This window comes from Acidobacteriota bacterium (assembly GCA_030774055.1).
In the GTDB taxonomy this organism is placed as follows: Bacteria; Acidobacteriota; Terriglobia; order Terriglobales; family Acidobacteriaceae; genus JACPNR01.
Genome location: JALYLW010000042.1, coordinates 1 through 17,088, shown reverse-complemented (window position 1 = coordinate 17,088; position 17,088 = coordinate 1). Strand labels below are relative to the sequence as shown.

16 protein-coding genes and 1 pseudogene are annotated in these 17,088 nt (G+C 63.0%); 13 read left to right on the top strand and 4 right to left on the bottom strand.

What is annotated here, in order from left to right; all coding sequences use genetic code 11:
• The coding region (locus M3P27_03645; protein ID MDP9267401.1) for a hypothetical protein at positions 1-786 on the top strand (786 nt) is incomplete at its 5' end.
• Here the strand turns inward: M3P27_03645 and M3P27_03640 are convergent.
• Both M3P27_03640 and M3P27_03635 read right to left on the bottom strand, forming a co-directional pair.
• Positions 787-1,983, bottom strand: a complete 1,197-nt coding sequence (locus M3P27_03640; GenBank protein MDP9267400.1) for a hypothetical protein — start codon at positions 1,981-1,983, stop codon at positions 787-789.
• A gap of 6 nt (positions 1,984-1,989) precedes the next feature.
• Positions 1,990-2,928: a DUF4115 domain-containing protein gene (locus tag M3P27_03635; GenBank protein ID MDP9267399.1), complete on the bottom strand. Its 939-nt coding sequence runs from the start codon at positions 2,926-2,928 to the stop codon at positions 1,990-1,992.
• A 254-nt stretch (positions 2,929-3,182) separates the two neighbouring features.
• Here M3P27_03635 and M3P27_03630 point away from each other — a divergent pair, with 254 nt between their 5' ends.
• Positions 3,183-4,235 carry a sensor domain-containing diguanylate cyclase gene (locus tag M3P27_03630; protein ID MDP9267398.1) on the top strand — a complete coding sequence of 351 codons (1,053 nt, stop codon included), beginning with the start codon at positions 3,183-3,185 and terminating at the stop codon, positions 4,233-4,235.
• A gap of 14 nt (positions 4,236-4,249) precedes the next feature.
• Here the strand turns inward: M3P27_03630 and M3P27_03625 are convergent, their stop codons facing one another.
• Complete coding sequence (locus tag M3P27_03625; GenBank protein ID MDP9267397.1) at positions 4,250-5,239, bottom strand: hypothetical protein; 990 nt, start codon at positions 5,237-5,239, stop codon at positions 4,250-4,252.
• A gap of 182 nt (positions 5,240-5,421) precedes the next feature.
• Between M3P27_03625 and M3P27_03620 the strand changes: the two genes are divergently transcribed.
• The 5 genes and pseudogenes from M3P27_03620 to M3P27_03600 all read left to right on the top strand — a co-directional run bounded on the left by M3P27_03620 (position 5,422) and on the right by M3P27_03600 (position 9,698).
• Entirely contained in the window at positions 5,422-7,104 is a 1,683-nt protein-coding gene (locus tag M3P27_03620) for a CTP synthase (GenBank protein ID MDP9267396.1), read from the top strand.
• Between the two features lie 88 nt (positions 7,105-7,192).
• Positions 7,193-8,029 carry a 3-deoxy-8-phosphooctulonate synthase gene (gene kdsA / locus M3P27_03615; protein MDP9267395.1) on the top strand — a complete coding sequence of 279 codons (837 nt, stop codon included), beginning with the start codon at positions 7,193-7,195 and terminating at the stop codon, positions 8,027-8,029.
• A gap of 166 nt (positions 8,030-8,195) precedes the next feature.
• Positions 8,196-9,188: a KpsF/GutQ family sugar-phosphate isomerase gene (locus M3P27_03610; GenBank protein MDP9267394.1), complete on the top strand. Its 993-nt coding sequence runs from the start codon at positions 8,196-8,198 to the stop codon at positions 9,186-9,188.
• A 77-nt stretch (positions 9,189-9,265) separates the two neighbouring features.
• Positions 9,266-9,409, top strand: a pseudogene (locus M3P27_03605) (type II toxin-antitoxin system HicB family antitoxin).
• 79 nt (positions 9,410-9,488) lie between these two features.
• Entirely contained in the window at positions 9,489-9,698 is a 210-nt protein-coding gene (locus tag M3P27_03600) for a hypothetical protein (protein ID MDP9267393.1), read from the top strand.
• Positions 9,699-9,719: 21 nt separating this feature from the next.
• Here the strand turns inward: M3P27_03600 and M3P27_03595 are convergent, their stop codons facing one another.
• A complete protein-coding gene (locus tag M3P27_03595) occupies positions 9,720-10,421 on the bottom strand; it encodes a hypothetical protein (GenBank protein MDP9267392.1) in 702 nt (233 codons plus the stop codon).
• A gap of 165 nt (positions 10,422-10,586) precedes the next feature.
• Between M3P27_03595 and M3P27_03590 the strand changes: the two genes are divergently transcribed.
• The 6 genes from M3P27_03590 (at position 10,587) to M3P27_03565 (ending at position 17,029) form a co-directional block, all read left to right on the top strand.
• Positions 10,587-10,793: a hypothetical protein gene (locus tag M3P27_03590; protein MDP9267391.1), complete on the top strand. Its 207-nt coding sequence runs from the start codon at positions 10,587-10,589 to the stop codon at positions 10,791-10,793.
• 13 nt (positions 10,794-10,806) lie between these two features.
• The gene (locus M3P27_03585) at positions 10,807-11,001 is read left to right on the top strand and encodes a hypothetical protein (protein ID MDP9267390.1); all 195 of its coding nucleotides are present in this window, start codon (positions 10,807-10,809) and stop codon (positions 10,999-11,001) included.
• A gap of 62 nt (positions 11,002-11,063) precedes the next feature.
• Positions 11,064-12,890, top strand: a complete 1,827-nt coding sequence (locus M3P27_03580; protein ID MDP9267389.1) for a proline--tRNA ligase — start codon at positions 11,064-11,066, stop codon at positions 12,888-12,890.
• Entirely contained in the window at positions 12,887-13,228 is a 342-nt protein-coding gene (locus M3P27_03575; protein MDP9267388.1) for a DUF4845 domain-containing protein, read from the top strand. Before M3P27_03580 ends, M3P27_03575 begins: the two co-directional genes overlap by 4 nt.
• Before the next feature lie 119 nt (positions 13,229-13,347).
• Positions 13,348-16,002, top strand: coding sequence for a PBP1A family penicillin-binding protein (locus M3P27_03570; protein MDP9267387.1), 2,655 nt, complete (start codon positions 13,348-13,350; stop codon positions 16,000-16,002).
• 154 nt (positions 16,003-16,156) lie between these two features.
• Complete coding sequence (locus tag M3P27_03565) at positions 16,157-17,029, top strand: tetratricopeptide repeat protein (protein MDP9267386.1); 873 nt, start codon at positions 16,157-16,159, stop codon at positions 17,027-17,029.
• Positions 17,030-17,088 lie beyond the last annotated feature (59 nt).

The following is a 17,088-nucleotide window of genomic DNA, read 5'->3' as shown; positions in this document are numbered from 1 at the left end:
CGCGAGCGCAGCGCGAGGGGCGACGCAGCCGAGCCGAGCGGAAACCGCGAGGCGGCCGGGTTGCGACGACCCTGGGGAACGAAGTTCGGGCGTATACTTCTGCGCGCCATGCAAAGATTGAAGCGGCTCGCCGTGTGGTGTGCCCTCGCGCTGTTCTTCGCGCTGGCACTCTCCGGCTGCTTCCTTTCGAACTTGCAGCCCTGGCACGAGCCGGGCACGGCCGTCTATGAGCCCGCGCTCCTCGGCACTTGGGCGATGAAAAACTGTTCTGACAACGATGAGAACAAGCAGAAGTACTGCGTGATGACGTTCAAACCGCGCGCGCAGGAGCATCACGACCAGTACGAAGGCAAGAAGGACCAGGGCTATGAGATAACCTTTCGCGGCGACAACGGCGTAGAGAGCACGTTCAGTGCGTTCCTGTTCGAGGCGAGCGGCGAGCGCTTCCTTGAGTCGGTGGCGGACACCCCGCCCAAACTCGATCCGGCATTCGCTCTCCATATCGTGCCCGTGAACGTACTGTGGCGGGTACGCATGTCAAAGGGTCAGCTGAGCCTGGAGCCAATGAAGCTGAGCTGGGCCGCCGACCTCGCGCGTTCCGGCAAGCTGCCGCCGCACGTGATGACGGACAAGAACTCGCCCCTGCTCAACGCAACGCCCAAGCAGGCGACCGCCTTCCTCGCCGAGTACGCGAAGGATCCGCAGGCTTTCGACGACGCGAAGGTCTGGACGAAGGGAGCGCCGCAGGCGGCCACCGCTGCGCCGAAGCCGCAAAAGAAGAAGTAGTTATTCGCTCTTCTTGCCGCCGGGAGGCGCCGACTTCTCTTTGTATTTCTTGAGCGCGGACTTGCGCAGCGTGTCGCCGATGTTCTTGTTCATCGAGAGCGCCTTCAGGTCGTTCACCAGCAGATGATTCTGCAGGGGCAGGCCCACGTCGATGGGCGTCCGCGGATTGTTCGCCAGTGACCGGACCACGCCGTAGTTCTTCATGAATTTACGGCTGCGCGCGATATCGCGCAGCACGCTCTCCTGCACGTTCTTCATCCCCGCGAAGGTCTCCGCCTCGGCGTCGGATATTTTGGGTGACTGCAACACCGCGCCGGAGACGACCTTCGACCCATCGCGGATCAGGATGTAGCGCTCGTCCTTCGTGCCCTTCATCGCCTGCTGCACGCGCTCGCCTACGCTCATCTTGGCGAGTTTTTGCAGCGTGGACTGGCGTTCCTTGGTCTTGGCTTCGGCCGCGCGCATCTTCAGGGTCGTCTCATCGAGCGCGGTCTGCGCCGCGGCGGCGGCGGTGGCAGCGGCGGTGGCGGCGGCCGCGACGGCTGCGGCGGCGGCATCGTGCGCATCAGGGGCAGCGGCGATGTCGGCTTCGTCTTCCAGCGTGCCGCCGACCAGTTCGAAGGCTTTGCCTTCCTCGGCTGCGATCTCGGCGGCGTGGTCGATCTCGTACTGCGTCTTCTCGCCGCTCTCGAGACCTTGGTAAGCCTCGAACTGAGCAGTGTCTTCGCCGAGATTTCCCAGCGCCGCTTTCAACCCGTCGTACTCTTCGCGGCTCAGATGATGATTGGTGGCCAGCGCGTGCAAAATGTCTTTGGAGGCGCGCACGCGTGCCGACTTCAGCATCATATCCACGATCTCGCGCAGCGGCGTCTGCGCCATCGTCTGCAACGTGGCTTCGCGGACGGAAGGGTTCTCGAGCAGCGCCGGCACCAGCTTGGGACGCCGGTTCTCAGGCGCGCAGAAATACTGCAACACCTCCCACGCCGTCGCCGGGTCGGAGCAGATCTCGATGGAAACCTTTTCGTCCCAGCCTGCCAGCGTCATCTTCGCCGGTTCGGCGAATACGGGACTATTGGTGAGGAACACCAGGATCTCGACCATCTCGTTGGCGGGAAGCGCGAGCGCGCCCTTGGCCGCCGAACGCATCACGTTCGCCGGCGCCGCCGACTGCTTGATCAGGTCGAGCATCCGCGCCATGCGTCCCTACCTTTGCAGACCTTGCGCGGTGAACACAACGACACGCGGCTTGTTCTCGGGGCCGAGCTGCGGCAGCGTTTTGCCGTTGTGCGAGATCTCCACGCCACCCGCATTGCCCAGCACCAGCTTCACGCGCTTCTGCGCGTGGATGGATACGGCCTGGTCGGTGGCCTTCATCTGCACCTCGCGCGCCGGCTTATCGTCGGCAGTATAAGAGATCCAGGCATCCTGCTTGGCGCGGATCTCGAGCTGGAATCCATCCGGAGCGATGACGGCGTCTTTCTTCAACTCCGGCGTCTTGCTTGCGGAACCAGTCGCGGAACCAGTCGCGGAACCAGTCGCGGCACCATTCGCACCCCCGGCCGCTGCGCTGGTGGGCGGCGCAACATCCTTCTTCGGGTCGGCTATCAGCGCATCGGCGGCGGTGGGGCCCGGGGAGGACGCGGAAGCCGCCCTCGGCTGCTGTGTCGCCGCCGACGACGCAGCCGAAGCAGCGGGCGCGGAGACCGCCGCGGGCGTGGCGTTCATCGCCTGCGCAGCTTCCTCTTCGGCCAGCTTCTTATTCTGGTGCCAGCGCCATCCAGCAATACCGCCGGCGATGAGCAGCACGACGACCGCTACCACCATCCAGTTCGCCCCATCCGACGGCGCGCCCCCGGTGGCGAGTTCCGGCTGCGGATTCGCGGCGGCGTTGGGCAACGGCTGCTCGCCCTCGCCCGCAGCAGTCAGATAATCGGCGACCGCCTGTTCTTCATCGATGCCCAGGTACTTGGCGTAGGCGCGCACAAAGCCTTTATTGAAGATGCCGCCGGGAAGCTGGTCGAAGTCTTCTTCTTCGAGCGCGCGCAAGCTGCGCGTGCCGATCTTGGTGGAAGTAGCAATCTCTTCCAGGGTGATGCCGCGCATCTCACGCTCGCGCTGCAGTCGCTGGCCGAAGGATCCCATGATGCGATGTGTCCTGAAAGAGAGTTTTTGAGCGGTGGGGGTTTTTCCGCAGGAGCGCGCTCATCATAGGTTCGTTCGCGCGCGCGAGTCAAAGGAAAAACAGCCGTAAGCGCCGTATCCGCAACGACTTTCCGCCGCTCTAAGGGTTGTTGCCTAAAACGCATCCCGGATGGGCGCTTGGTTGCTGGATAAGCAAATCGTGCATATAATACGCGCCACTTGGCGTCCCCGCTCGACCGCCCAGGACCCTAGGCATGACCGAAGCAGCCGGCACTGACCGCAGACGCGAGCTTCAGGAACTCACCATCTTCCACGATGTGGCGAAGGCGCTCACGTCGTCGCTGAACCTCGACTCGGTGCTGCAGACCATCATGGAGAAGATCTCCGAATACTTTCGGCCAGACACCTGGTCGCTCCTGATGGTGGATGAGAACAAGGACGAGCTCTACTTCGCCATCGCCGTTGGTCCCGCCGCCGACACCCTCAAGAACCTGCGCCTGAAGGTGGGGGAAGGCATCGCCGGATGGGTGGCCAAGCATGGCGAGTCGCTCATCGTGCCCGACGTTTATACCGATCCGCGTTTTGCCAAGCGCATCGATGAGATGACGAAGTGGCAGACGCGCTCCATCATCTGTATCCCGCTCAAGTCGAAGCACCGCACCCTGGGCGTGATCCAGCTCATCAATTGCGACATCAATAATTTCACCGACAACGAGATGTTCTTCCTGCACGCGCTCTGCGACTACGCTGCCATCGCGGTGGACAATGCCCGCGCGGTCGAGCGCATCCAGGAACTCACCATCACCGACGACGTCACCGGCCTGTACAACGCGCGCCATCTTTATAAGACGCTCGAGGCCGAGGTCTACCGCTCGGCGCGCTTCGGCTACCAGTTCACCGTGGTCTTCATCGACCTTGACCACTTCAAGCAGGTCAACGACACGCACGGCCACCTCGTCGGCTCCAAGCTGCTGGCCGAGATCGGGTTCAAGATCAAGGCGCAATTGCGCCTCATCGACTTCGCCTTCCGCTACGGCGGCGATGAGTTCGTCATCCTGCTGCCGCAGACGGGGAAAGATTCCGGCCTGGTCGTGGCCAAACGCCTGCGCGACGGCTTCCGCAACTCCACCTTCCTGGGCGACGAGAACCTGAACATCAACGTGCGCTGCTCCATCGGGATGGCGACGTATCCGGAAGACGCGAAGAGCGCGCACGAGATCATCCGCCAGGCCGACGAGATGATGTACATGGTGAAGAACTCCACCCGCGACAACATCGCCGTCGCCCAGCAGGGCATGGTCAAGTAGCCAGCCTGCAGACCCTACTTGCGCTTTTCCAGCGCCGGACTCTTCGTCGTCCCGGTATCGGTGCGCTCCTGCGGGGCCGGACGCCAGGCTGCGTCGTTGCGCGGTGCATCCGGATCCACGCCAAAATCCCACACGTAGAGGTTCATCTCTTTCGGGCTGAGCATCTCGACGATGGCGTACTCGCCGGGCGCGAGCTGTGCCGCGGGCGTGAGCTTCACCCACCCACCGGAGACAGGCTCCTGCTGCACCGCGACCCAGCTTCCCTGCTGCGTGATCTTGCCGGTGAGCGCGATCTTCAAGTTGCCGACCACGCGCGTGCCATTACTCGCACCCCTGTTCCCCGAACCTTTCACTTGCACGCGGACGATGCGGAAGCGGTCGTTCTTCTGGTCGAGGTCGGTCTTCTTCGTGCTATCGGCATCGTCGCTGGCGACGTTGAGGAAGAACGCCGGCTGACCGTTGTGCGCCTGCACCCGCGCGCGCGTCCCCTTCAACTCGATGGTCTGCTTCACCGACGCGAACGGATTGAGCGCCGCACGCAGGATGTTCTTGCCGCGCTCGGCGTTGATCTCGCCACCATCCTGCACCATCTCGACCAGCGTAGGTTCGCCGGCAAACGGGTCGAGCAGGTAGACGCCGCCTTCGTACGGCAGCTTCAGCCCGCGCGCGACCTCGGGAGTTTTGGCGGCCTCGAGCTTGCGCTCGGCCTCTTCCTCCGCCGAGAGCTGCAGCACCTCCCGCGACACGCCCTTGGGATGGTCCTTCTCCCAGTTGTTGGTCGCCGGCCAATCCACCAGCGCGTTGGGCAGTTCCTCCCACATCGAGCGCTCGGCCGAGTAGTAGCGGACGCGGTCGCCCTTGACCTCCCACTTCGTCGCCATCTGGTAGGAGCCGTCTTTGAGGACGAGCCGCTTGCTGGCGCGGTCCTGTGAATGGACGAGCGCCGGCACGCCGATGGCCAAGGCCATCAGCAGCAGGAGCACGCTTTGGAAGAGACGTCTCATGAGCTGTGCAGGTACTCAGTTTAGATGCATCCGCGACGCAGAATGGCTAGTGCCCGCCACTCTCACTCTCCCAAAAATCCTGTATAATCAATCGTGCACCCTAGGTACACCCAGGCATTAACCTCCAGCCACCGCCTGGGAGAAACTCCCTCAAAATCTAAACTGCGGCGAGGCCTCGTCTGATGGCTGCTAAGTACATCTTCGTAACTGGCGGGGTGGTCAGTTCTCTGGGCAAGGGCTTGGCGGCGGCGTCCATCGGATGCCTGCTCGAGAGCCGCGGCCTCAAGGTCAACCTCCAGAAATTCGATCCCTATCTCAACGTGGATCCCGGGACGATGTCGCCGTTCCAGCATGGCGAGGTCTTCGTGACCGACGACGGCGCCGAGACCGACCTCGACCTCGGACACTACGAGCGCTTCACCCACGCCAAGCTCACGCGCGATAACAACTGGACCACCGGACGCATCTATGAGCAGATCATCGCCAAGGAACGCCGCGGCGACTATCTCGGCAAGACGGTGCAGGTCATCCCGCACGTCACCAACGAGATCAAGGCGGCGATGAAGAAAGTGTCGCAGGAGGTGGACGTCGCCATCGTGGAGATCGGTGGCACCGTCGGCGACATCGAGTCGCTGCCGTTCATCGAAGCCATCCGGCAGATGCGCCAGGAGCTGGGCCGCGAGAACACGCTCTTCGTCCACGTGACGCTCGTGCCTTGGATCAGTGCGGCGCAGGAATTGAAGACCAAGCCCACGCAGCATAGCGTGAAAGAACTGCTGAGCATCGGCATCCAGCCCGACATTTTGCTTTGCCGCACCGACCGTTTCCTCTCCAAAGACATCAAGGGCAAGATCGCGCTCTTCTGCAACGTGGAAGACGATGCTGTGATCACCGCGAAAGACGTGGCTTCCATCTATGAGGTGCCGCTCGTCTTCGCCAAAGAGAATGTGGACACGCTCGCGCTCAAGTATCTCCACATGCAGGCGAAGGACCGCGACCTGGGGAAATGGGAAGCGCTCGTCCACAACATCTATAACCCGAAGGACGAGGTCAACATCGGCATCGTCGGAAAATATGTGGAGTACGAAGACTCGTACAAGTCGCTGAAGGAAGCGCTCGTCCACGGCGCGCTGGCGCACAACTTGAAGCTGAACGTGGTTTGGGTGGAAGCCGAGGGACTCGAGACCAAAGACAAAGACGACCGCTCCTACGAATCGCAACTCGAAGGCTTCGACGGCATCCTGGTCCCTGGCGGCTTTGGGAAGCGCGGCATCGAGGGCATGCTCAACGCTATCCGCTACGCGCGCGAGAAAAAGGTTCCCTACTTCGGCATCTGCCTCGGCATGCAGACGGCGTGCATCGAATACGCGCGCAACGTCTGCGGACTGGAAGACGCGAACTCGAGCGAGTTCGATCCCTCGACCGCGCACCGTGTCATCTACAAACTGCGCGAGCTGCGCGGCATCGACGAGCTCGGCGGCACCATGCGCCTCGGCGCCTGGATCTGCAAGCTGACGCCTGGTTCCCTCGCCTCGAAGATCTATGGCGGTCAAACGGAGATCTCCGAACGCCACCGCCACCGCTACGAATTCAACCGCGAATATGAAGCTGTGCTCACCGGCGCCGGCCTGCGCATCTCGGGGACAACGCCCGACGGCACCTACGTCGAGATCATCGAGCTCGACGACCATCCCCACTTCATCGGCTGCCAGTTCCATCCTGAATTCAAATCGAAGCCGCTCGAACCGCAGCCGCTGTTCTCCACCTTCATCAAGGCCGCGTACCAAGACGGACAGCGCCGGCGCCAGACCCGCGATCGCAACGAGCACGAGATGTTCCATCGTCCGGAAAAAGTGCGGCGATAAACCCAAACAGGAGGAGGGGAGGATGGGAGGTTGTTGTTTCTGAAATAATCCTCCCTTCCTCCTCTCCTCCTGTCTTTATTTGAACTTCATGGCGCACACCTTCAAAGTCGGCAAGGTCGAGATCGGCGGTGGAGACCTCTTCTTCATCGGCGGCCCGTGCGTGATCGAGAGCGAGAAGCATGCGCTCAATATGGCGGAGTGCATAGCCGGCGTCGCCAAGGCGCTGCACCTGCCGTACATCTTCAAGGCCAGCTACGACAAGGCGAACCGCACCTCGCTGAAGAGTTTCCGCGGCATCGGCATGGAGGCCGGGCTGCGAGTGCTGGCCAAGGTCAAGCTGCTCGCCTACCACATGCCGGTGCTCACCGACGTCCACGAGGCGGTGGACGTGCCGCGCGTGGCCGAGGTCGCCGACGTGCTGCAGATCCCGGCCATGCTCTGCCGCCAAACCGATCTTTTAGTCGCTGCTGCCAAATCGGGTCGGGCCGTCAACATCAAGAAGGGGCAGTTCGTCTCGCCCTGGGACATGCGCTACGCCGTTGAGAAGGTCCGCGACTCGGGAAACGACAAGGTGTTCGTCACCGAGCGCGGCTCCAGCTTCGGTTACAACAACCTGGTCGTGGACATGCGCTCGCTCGCCATCATGCGCGAGTTCGCGTCCGTGGTCTTCGACGCGACCCACTCCGTCCAGTTGCCCTCGGCCTCCAAGGAACACGGAAAAGAGGCCGCCGTCTCTGGCGGACAGCCCGAGTTCGTCCCTGTGCTCGCGCGCGCCGCCGTTGCCGCCGGCGTGGACGGTGTCTTCATGGAGGTCCACGACGACCCCAAGCACGCCAAGTCCGACGGCGCCAACGCCCTCGACCTGAAGAAGCTGCGCGGCACACTGCAGGAGCTGATAGCCGTCCACAAGGCGGTCGCGGAGTAGCTGCCCTTCTCTTTCCTGTCCTTTCTTTCTCTGTCCTCCGTGTCTCCGTGCCTCCGTGGCAGGTTTTCGGCCCCGGTTTTCCTGCGTATTTCCTCTGCGTCCTCGGCGTCCTCTGCGGTTTTCATTCCGGTTTTGTTACCATCGCGTATCCCGTGGTTTACAGAAGATGAAGCACACCGGCGAGAACGTGGTCCGCATCGAGGCTGAAGCGCTGCGCGCGCTCGCCGACCGCATCGGCGGGCCGATGTCGAAGGACTTCGAGCGCGCCGTCGCGCTGCTCGCCGCCTGCGCCGGACGCGTGGTCGTGACCGGCATGGGCAAGAGCGGCATCATCGGACGCAAGATCGCCGCCACGCTCAGCTCTACCGGGACGCCCGCACTCTTCCTCCATCCCGCCGAAGCGGTGCACGGCGACCTCGGCATGCTGGTCAAGGGCGACGTGGTGCTCGCGCTGTCTTCGAGCGGCGAGACGGAAGAGATCCTCGCGCTGCTGCCTACCATCAAGCGCCTGGGCGCGGAGACCAAGCTGATCTCGGTGACCGGCGACGACGTTTACAACGGCGCGGGAAAGCGTTCCACGCTCGCCGCCGCCGCCGACGTCGCACTCGACTGCTCCATCTCGCGCGAGGCCTGCTCGCTCGGACTCGCGCCCACCGCCTCCACCACGGCGATGCTCGCGCTCGGCGACGCACTCGCCGTCGCGCTGGCCGAAAAGAAGGGCTTCAAAGAGGAAGATTTCGCCGAGCTGCATCCCGGCGGAAAGCTGGGCAAGCGGCTGGCGCGCGTCGAGCAGCTGATGCACTCCGGGGACGACCTGCCGCGCGTGACTCCGAAAACGAAAATGCCCGACGTGATCTACGAGATGTCACGCAAGAAGCTGGGCGTGGCCGCCGTGGTCGAAGGCAAGAAACTGCTGGGCATCATCTCTGATGGCGACCTGCGGCGGTTGCTGCAAACCAAAGGCAAAGACGTGCTCGATCTCACCGCCGCCGCCTGCATGACGAAAGACCCGAAGACCATCACCGCCGACGCCTTCGCTGCCTCCGCACTGAGCATCATGGAAGAAAAGAAGATCACGTCGCTGTGCGTGGTCGACGCGAAGGGCGATCTCCAGGGCATCGTGCACCTGCACGATTTGTGGGGAACGGAGCTGGTGTGATTGCAGGTCGTTTAATTGCGAACTCGTGATTGCAGATTGCAGAATCCGGGCGGCGCGAACGGTGCGACAATAGCCCTATGAAGATGAAAGTGGTGGTTCACGAAGCGGAAGAGGGCGGCTTCTGGGCGGAAGTGCCGGCTCTTCCCGGCTGTGCTAGCCAGGGTGAGACGATGGACGAGTTGATGTCCAACCTCCGCGAAGCGATCGAGGGATGCCTTTCCTGATTGCAGATTGATGATCGCAGATTGCAGAATGCCAACGGTTTTCGGCCGATCCTGCAATCTACAATCTGCAATTGCCATGTATCACTACGATCCTAAGACGGCATTAGAAGAGCTGAACGAAGAAGCGCATCTGCCCAACCCTGTCCATATGCGCGACATGATCCTGCGCGCGCGTCTTTCGCCTGACCGCTCGCTCGAACTGAACCGCCAGTTCCTCGAGTATCAAAAGCATTTTGGCGAGGCGCAGAAGCTGGGCAAGCAGATCCTCAAGCAGCTGGAGAAATAGACGTACCGGTGCGGCGCCGCCTCAGGCGCCGGGCGCAGGCGGCGGCTGCAATGTTGCGACGATGGCTTGCGCGTCTTCGAGGAAACGCCCGAGCTTCCGGCTCGCGACCATGCGCTCCTGCCGGTAGAGGATGAACCATCCGTCCGCGCACCAGATGGTCCAGGATTCTTTTTCCGCCAGGCGCGCCAGGAACACCAGCTTCTCGCCCGTGAGGAGCCGGCGCAGGGCTTCCGGCTGCCGCGTCTCCACGCGATAGCGGCGGGCGAAGTCCGGATGAAAATCGAAGGAAGCCTTCCCCGGTTCGGGCGTGGCCCAGTCGCGCTTGCGGCGCGCCGTCAGCAGGAACTCCGCCTCCGGGGGCGCGGAGCGCAGTGCGGCCACCGTCTGGTGTGCCGTCTCGGTGGAGGTATGGAAACCCGACTTCAGCGTAAAGTCGTAATCGAAAATGGCGGTCTCCACGCCGCCGAGCGTGCCGCGCAGCACGCCCGGCTGCGCACCCCCGGGTTGCGCACGCATGTTGAACAGGTGCAGCAGCGCGCTGCCTGCGGCCTCGTCATCGGTGAAGGGTTTGGCACGCGGGACGCCCGCCAGGCCCAGCGCGGCCGCGGCGCGCGCACGGCGTCGTTGTTGCAGCCTCTTTACGGTAATGACGAAGGCGACGAGCAGCAGCAGAGCGAGCAGGACCGCGCCCCACACCTCGATGAAGGCCGTTCCGGCGGTCATCGCATTATCCAAGCGTCGGGCATGCGTGGGAGTCTATCGCAAGCGCGTCCGCGCTGAGCCTTTTCGCGTCTTCGCGGTTATCGCCTCCATCCATTACTTGGTTTGCTGCGACATCTGATGAAGATGGCGGAGCTCAACGAAACCGACATCACCTGAAAGATCACCATGTATCACTACGATCCCAAGACCGCATTAGAAGAGTTAAACGAAGAAGCTGTGCTGCCCAACCCCGTCCACATGCGCGACATGATCCTGCGCGCGCGCCTCTCGCCCGACCGCTCGCTCGAGCTGAACCGCCAGTTCCTGGAGTATCAAAAGCATTTCGCCGAGGCGCAGAAGCTCGGCAAGGTTATACTGGGCCAACTTCTCTGACCGGAGGTGCAGCGTGACTGAACTGAGCAAGCTGACCGGCCCCGCGATCGGACTCTTCATCGGCATCCTGTGGGCAGCTGGATGGTGGAGCATGTTCGCCGACCAGCCGTTGCTGTATCCGCGCAGCGCTTTGGTCATCGTGGCCGCGCTCCTCACCGTGGTCCTCGCCGTTGCGTCGTTCCGCCACAGGACACGCCTGCGCGGCTGAGATTTCGACGGATCGAGGCTTTCCGCTAGAATGACGGATTCGCTCCGTCGCACGGAAAGCCTATGCATCTCTGGTCCAAACTGTTCATCCCTACGCTGCGCGAAGCTCCCGCCGATGCGGACGTCGCGTCGCACAAATTCCTCGTCCGCGCGGGATATATCCGCCAGCTTGCCGCCGGCCTCTACTCGTTCCTCTTCCTCGGCAACCGCGCCGCCAACAAGATCATCGGTATCGTGCGCGATGAGATGGACCAGATCGGCCAGGAGTTCTACCTGCCGGCGCTGCATCCGCGGGAGATCTGGGAAGCGAGCGGCCGCTGGTCGGTGATGGGCGACAACATGTTCCGCCTCCAGGACCGCAAGGGCGCCGACCTCTGCCTCGGCATGACGCACGAAGAGGTCATGACGGACATCGCGCGCAAAGAGTTGCGCAGCTACAAGCAATTGCCACAGATCTGGTACCAGATCCAGACCAAGTTCCGCGATGAGCCGCGGCCCAAGAGTGGCCTGCTGCGCGTCCGGCAGTTCATGATGAAGGACGCATACTCCTTTGATATCGACGCTGCCGGCCTTGACCTCAGCTACCAGAAGCACTACGACACCTACTGCCGCATCTTCGACCGCTGCGGACTGAAGTACGTGGTGGTCGAGGCGGACTCAGGCGCGATGGGCGGCTCGATGTCGCACGAGTTCATGGTCTTCACCGATGCCGGTGAAGACATGGTGGTCTCGTGTCCCAACGGCGATTACGCCGCCAACCTCGAGAAGGCCACCTCGCAGCTCGAGCCGGTCGAGGACTATCCCCCGGCCGGCGACGGCAAGCCTGAACTCGCCCACACGCCCGGCCAGAAGACCATCGAAGACGTGGCGAAGTTCCTCGGCGTCTCGCCCAGGAACAAGATCAAGACGCTCGCCCTGGTCGCGACCGGAACCGATGCCAAGACCGGCAAACGCCGCGACCGCAACGTGATCGTGCTCTTGCGCGGCGACCACATGCTCAACGAAGCCAAGCTCGCCGGCGAGCTGGGCGGCGCCGAAGTCCGGGCGATGAAAGAAGACGAGATCCTGAAGCTCTTTGGTGGGCCCGCGGGATACCTCGGCCCGGTCGGCCTGGCCGGCTTCCAGGAGGGCATGGGCTCGGCGACGATGAGCATGATGCTCGCCGACCTGCCGGTCATCCTCGGTGACAGCGCGCTGCAAGGCCGCAAGAACCTGATCGCCGGCGCCAACAAAGAGGATTACCACCTGCGCAACGTCACTCCGGGCCGCGACTTCGCGGTCAGCAAGTGGATAGACCTGCGCAACGTGACCGAAGGCGAGGGGTGCCCGAAGTGCGGCGCCCCGCTCAAGGTCGCGAAAGCGGTCGAGATCGGACACATCTTCAAGCTTGGCTACAAGTATTCCGAAGCGATGGGCGCGCGCGTGCTCGACAAAGACGGCAAAGAAGTCACGCCCATCATGGGCAGCTACGGCATCGGCATCGAGCGCATCCTCACCTCGGCCGTCGAGCAATCGAACGACGCGGATGGCTTCTGGCTGCCACCCTCGATCGCGCCCTTTGACGTGGTCATCACGGTGACCAACGCGGCCGACGAAAAGCTGCTCGCCGCCGGCAAGCAGGTCGCGGAAGCGCTCGAGCAGGCGGGTTACGACGTGTTGTTCGATGACCGCGACGAGCGCCCGGGCGTGAAGTTCAAGGATGCCGACCTGGTCGGTATCCCCTTCCGCGTCAATGTGGGGAAGAAGGTGGCCGAGGGGAAGGTGGAGCTCGTCCAGCGCTCGACACGTACGAGCCTCGATGCTACCATCGGCGACATAACCAGGGAATTTGCCAAGCTTTTGCCGCCGCGCGCGTCAACCGCCCGGCAGGTTCCAGGAGCGGCGCAATGAAGCAGATCAAGTCGCTGATAGGGATATTCGTCGTGGTCGCGGCCTTCTACGTCGCCTTCAAGCTGATGCCGCCGTACTACAATCAGATCCAGTTCCAGGATGCCATCGAGTCGGAAGCGCGCAACGCCGGCTACAACATGCGTGGCGAAGACGACATCCGCAATGCCCTGATGAAGAAGGCGCGCGAGAACGATATTCCCATCACTCCCGAGATGATCAAGGTGCAGAAGGTCGGCAACGACGTGACCGTGAACGTGGATTACAGCGTCCACGTCGACCTGCCCCTCTATCCTCTCGACCTCAAGTTCCACGCCGGCACCAAGAACAAGGCTATCTAGTAGAATAGGTAGTGCGCGACGCGTGGGCTCTGGCGCCCGCGGGAGAACCTCAGGGATACCGAAGCGCTTGCTCGCACGTCTGAGTACTAGAGGTTTCTCCGTCTATATCCGACCATCCCGTGGCAGTGACTAAGCAAAGATCCCCGCGTTCCAGCTCCCGTTCCCGCCTGCAGAAATGGCAGGCACGTCTTTCTACGCGTCTGGCGAAGACGCTCATCGCATCTTTCATCGTTGTCTGCGCCGTGTTCCTCGCCATCTTCTCGTATTACTACATCAAGTACGAGAAGGTGATCGACGCGCGCATGCGCGGCCGCATCTTCAATAACGCTTCTAAGATCTACGCCAACCCGCGCGTCGTCCGCGAGGGCGATGGGTACTCGCAGAACGAGATCGTCAGCTACCTGCGCCGCGCCGGATACAGCGAGCAGGGCGAGGGCGAATCGAAGCTCGGCACCTATAAGCACGTGCGCGGAGGCCTGGAGATCGACCCTGGCCCCGAGTCGTATCACTCGCCCGAGGGCGCGGTGCTGCGCTTCTCCGGAAGCAAAGTCGAGAAGATCGTTGCCACCGGCAATCAGCAGGAGCTGGCCGCCTACGAGCTCGAGCCGCAACTGGTCACGGCGTTATTCGAGGGCGAGCAGCGCTCCAAGCGCCGCCTCATCAGCTTTCCCGATATTCCCAAGCACATGGTCGACGCCGTCCTCGCCATCGAGGACCGCCGCTTCTTCGAGCACTCCGGCATCAACTTCTTCCGCCTCGCCGAGGCTGCCTGGATCGACTTTCGTCAGGGACAGAAGGGCCAGGGCGCATCGACCGTCACCATGCAGATCGCCCGCGGCTTTTTCCTCACGCCGGAGAAAACCGTCAAGCGCAAGCTCACTGAGATGCTCATCGCCTTCGAGCTCGAGCAGCGCTTCTCCAAGCAGCAGATCTTCGAGCTCTACGCCAACTCCGTCTACATGGGCCAACGCGGTTCTTTCACCATCAACGGATTCGGTGAGGCCGCGCAGGCCTACTTCGGCAAAGACGTTAAGAACCTCAGCGTCCCGGAATCCGCGTTGCTCGCCGCCATCATCCAGCGGCCCAACTACCTCAATCCTTATAAGAACCCGGAGCGTGCGCTCGAGCGTCGCAACCTCGTGATCGAAGGCATGGTCGAGACGCAAGCGCTCACCCAGGAAGAAGGCGAGCGCGCCAAGGCCACGCCGCTCAAGCTGGCTGCGCCCAACGTGGAGGCCAGCGACGCGCCGTATTTCGTCGACTTGGTGAAGGAACTGCTGCTGCAGAAGTACAACGAGCATGAGCTGAACGAGCAGTCCTACCGCATCTACACCACCCTCGACCCCGAGCTGCAGAAAGCGGCGGCAGAGGCGGTGGAGGGCGGCATCAAGAGCATCGATGAGCAGGCAAGAAAGCTGCGCACGCGGCGCGTGAAGGTCGGCGACGGCAAAGGAAAGAACGCGAAGTTCGAGACCAAGGTCGTGCCCGGGCCTACGCCGCAGGTCGCGCTCATCGCCATGGACCCGCACACTGGCGAGGTGCTGGCGCTGGTCGGCGGACGCAACTACGGCTGGAGCCAGTTGAATCACGCGGTGGCGAAGCGTCCCACCGGCTCCGTCTTCAAGCCGTTCGTCTACGCTGCCGCGGTCAACAGCGCGCTCTCCGGCGCTCGCGCCGCTCCCGGCGCGCCCGTGTTCACTCCCGCCACGCTGGTCGACGATTCACCCGGAACCTTTACCTACGGCGACCAGATCTACGAACCGCGCAATTACAAGGAGGAGTATCACGGCATGGTGACCGCGCGATATGCGCTCGCCATGTCGCTGAACAACGCCACCGTGCGCGTGGCCGAGATGGCCGGCTACGGCAATGTGGCGGCGCTCGCGCGCGATTCCGGCATCAAGAGCGCGCAGGGCACGCCCGCGGTCGCGCTCGGTTCCTATGACGCCACGCCGCTCGACATGGCCGGCGCCTACACCGTGTTCGCCAACGGCGGCACGCGCGTCAGCCCGCTCATGGTCGCTTCGGTGCGCAACGCGCAGGGCGACGTGATCGAAGACTTCCAAAGCGAGAAGAAGCCGGTGCTCGACCCGCGCGTCGCCTACGTGCTCACCAACATGATGGAGGCGGTCATCAACTCCGGCACCGCCGCCGGCGTCCGTGGCATGGGATTCTCCGCGCCCGCGGCCGGCAAGACGGGGACGTCGCACGACGCATGGTTCGCCGGCTACACCTCGAACCTGCTGTGCGTGGTGTGGGTCGGCTACGACGATTACTCCGACCTGCGACTCTCCGGCGCGAACACTGCCGCACCCATCTGGGCAGCATTCATGAAGAAGGCGGTCGCGACGCCTCAGTATCGCAACGTCCGCGGCTTCCCCGCGCCCTCGGGCGTGGTGACGGCGCAGATCGACAAGCTCACCGGACGCCTGGCAACGCCCACCTGTCCAGACGATTTCTACGCCGCCTTCATCGCCGGCACCGAGCCGCACGATACCTGCGACCATGTCGCCAGCGACGACCGCAGCCTCTTCCAGAAGATGTTCGGCCTGGGAAAGACGGAACCTGCGACCCCGCCGCCGGTGTCCAACGGCCAGCAGCAGACATCGGCAGAGGGGCAAGCGCAGCCCGCGGCCGAAGATCCCAGCAAGAAGAAAAAAGGGTTCTTCGGCAAGATCTTTGGGGCGTTCGGTGGGGGCGACAAGAAGCCGGCGGCAACGCCGTCTCCCACTCCCACACCAACTCCTGCGCCGGCGACCGCCCCTCCGCGGTAGACTATGCGCGTAAGTACCTGCGGGTCCGGCCCTGGTACGTAAAGGCCGGGTGAGCGGACGGCGCGAGCTGTCCCGCTCGTCGCCGGACGCGAGGGCGCAGACCCGCAAGAGCGGGACGGAGTCCTCGAATAAACGTCCCAGGGAGGTCGTTACCGTGAGACATTTTCTGCTCGTTCCGGCCCTGCTCTCTCTCTCTGCCATCGCCGCCTTCGCTAGCGCGCCGCGCATCACCGACGCGGGTGAGACCAAGTACGTCGCGCAACGCGCGGACGATTCTCCGCGGAAGAAGAGCAGCACCAGCTTGTCGGTGGAGAACTGGCGCATGGCGCCGCCGCCGCCGTGGGACGCCAGCGCCGCCGAACTCGAGAAGAAGGGCGACGAGCTGCGCCTGATGAAAGCGCCTGCCGACGCGCTCGATTACTACCGCGCCGCCCTCGAGAAGACGCCCAAGCAAGACCGCAGCGCGCTCTACAACAAGTGTGGCATCAGCGAGCTGCAGCTCTCGCGCTTCGACGAGTCGCGAAAGAACTTCGTCAATGCCATCAAGCGCAACCAGCACAATGCCGAGGCGATCAACAACCTCGGCGTGGCGTATTTCTTTCGCAAACAGTATGGCAAGGCGATCAAGACATACCAGAAGGCGATCGAGATCGGTCCGGATAGTGCTTCCTTCCACAGTAACCTGGGCCGCGCGTTCTTCGCCTCGAAGAAGTATGACAACGCCTCCATCGAATACAGCCGCGCGCTCACCATCGATCCCGACATCTTCTCGCGCGAATCTCCCGGCGGCATCATGGCACGCATGCCGCAAGAAAAGGGCCTGTACTCCTACGTGCTCGCCAAGCTGCTTGCCGCCCACGGCAAAACGGAGGAGTCCTTGGTCTACCTGCGCCGCGCCCTCGATGAGGGCTACATCGGCGTGGATAAGGTCTACAGCGAACCGGAATTTGCCAAGCTGATCAAGGACCACCGCTTCATCGAGCTGATGAACGCGCGTAACAATCCCGGCGCCATGCCGCCACGGTAGCGAGAATATGCAGGGGCGGCGCCGGCGACCCGCCGGCGCTTTTTTCTATCCTTCATAGC

Excerpts from the sequence above, each read along its gene's own strand:
- kdsA (MDP9267395.1), top strand. The coding sequence starts at position 7,193 with ATGGCGCACACCTTCAAAGTCGGCAAGGTCGAGATCGGCGGTGGAGAC.
- M3P27_03635 (MDP9267399.1), bottom strand. The coding sequence starts at position 2,928 with ATGGGATCCTTCGGCCAGCGACTGCAGCGCGAGCGTGAGATGCGCGGC.
- M3P27_03640 (MDP9267400.1), bottom strand. The coding sequence starts at position 1,983 with ATGGCGCGGATGCTCGACCTGATCAAGCAGTCGGCGGCGCCGGCGAAC.
- M3P27_03575 (MDP9267388.1), top strand. The coding sequence starts at position 12,887 with ATGAAGCAGATCAAGTCGCTGATAGGGATATTCGTCGTGGTCGCGGCC.
- M3P27_03610 (MDP9267394.1), top strand. The coding sequence starts at position 8,196 with ATGAAGCACACCGGCGAGAACGTGGTCCGCATCGAGGCTGAAGCGCTG.
- M3P27_03590 (MDP9267391.1), top strand. The coding sequence starts at position 10,587 with ATGTATCACTACGATCCCAAGACCGCATTAGAAGAGTTAAACGAAGAA.
- M3P27_03580 (MDP9267389.1), top strand. The coding sequence starts at position 11,064 with ATGCATCTCTGGTCCAAACTGTTCATCCCTACGCTGCGCGAAGCTCCC.
- M3P27_03595 (MDP9267392.1), bottom strand. The coding sequence starts at position 10,421 with ATGACCGCCGGAACGGCCTTCATCGAGGTGTGGGGCGCGGTCCTGCTC.
- M3P27_03620 (MDP9267396.1), top strand. The coding sequence starts at position 5,422 with ATGGCTGCTAAGTACATCTTCGTAACTGGCGGGGTGGTCAGTTCTCTG.
- M3P27_03630 (MDP9267398.1), top strand. The coding sequence starts at position 3,183 with ATGACCGAAGCAGCCGGCACTGACCGCAGACGCGAGCTTCAGGAACTC.
- M3P27_03600 (MDP9267393.1), top strand. The coding sequence starts at position 9,489 with ATGTATCACTACGATCCTAAGACGGCATTAGAAGAGCTGAACGAAGAA.
- M3P27_03625 (MDP9267397.1), bottom strand. The coding sequence starts at position 5,239 with ATGAGACGTCTCTTCCAAAGCGTGCTCCTGCTGCTGATGGCCTTGGCC.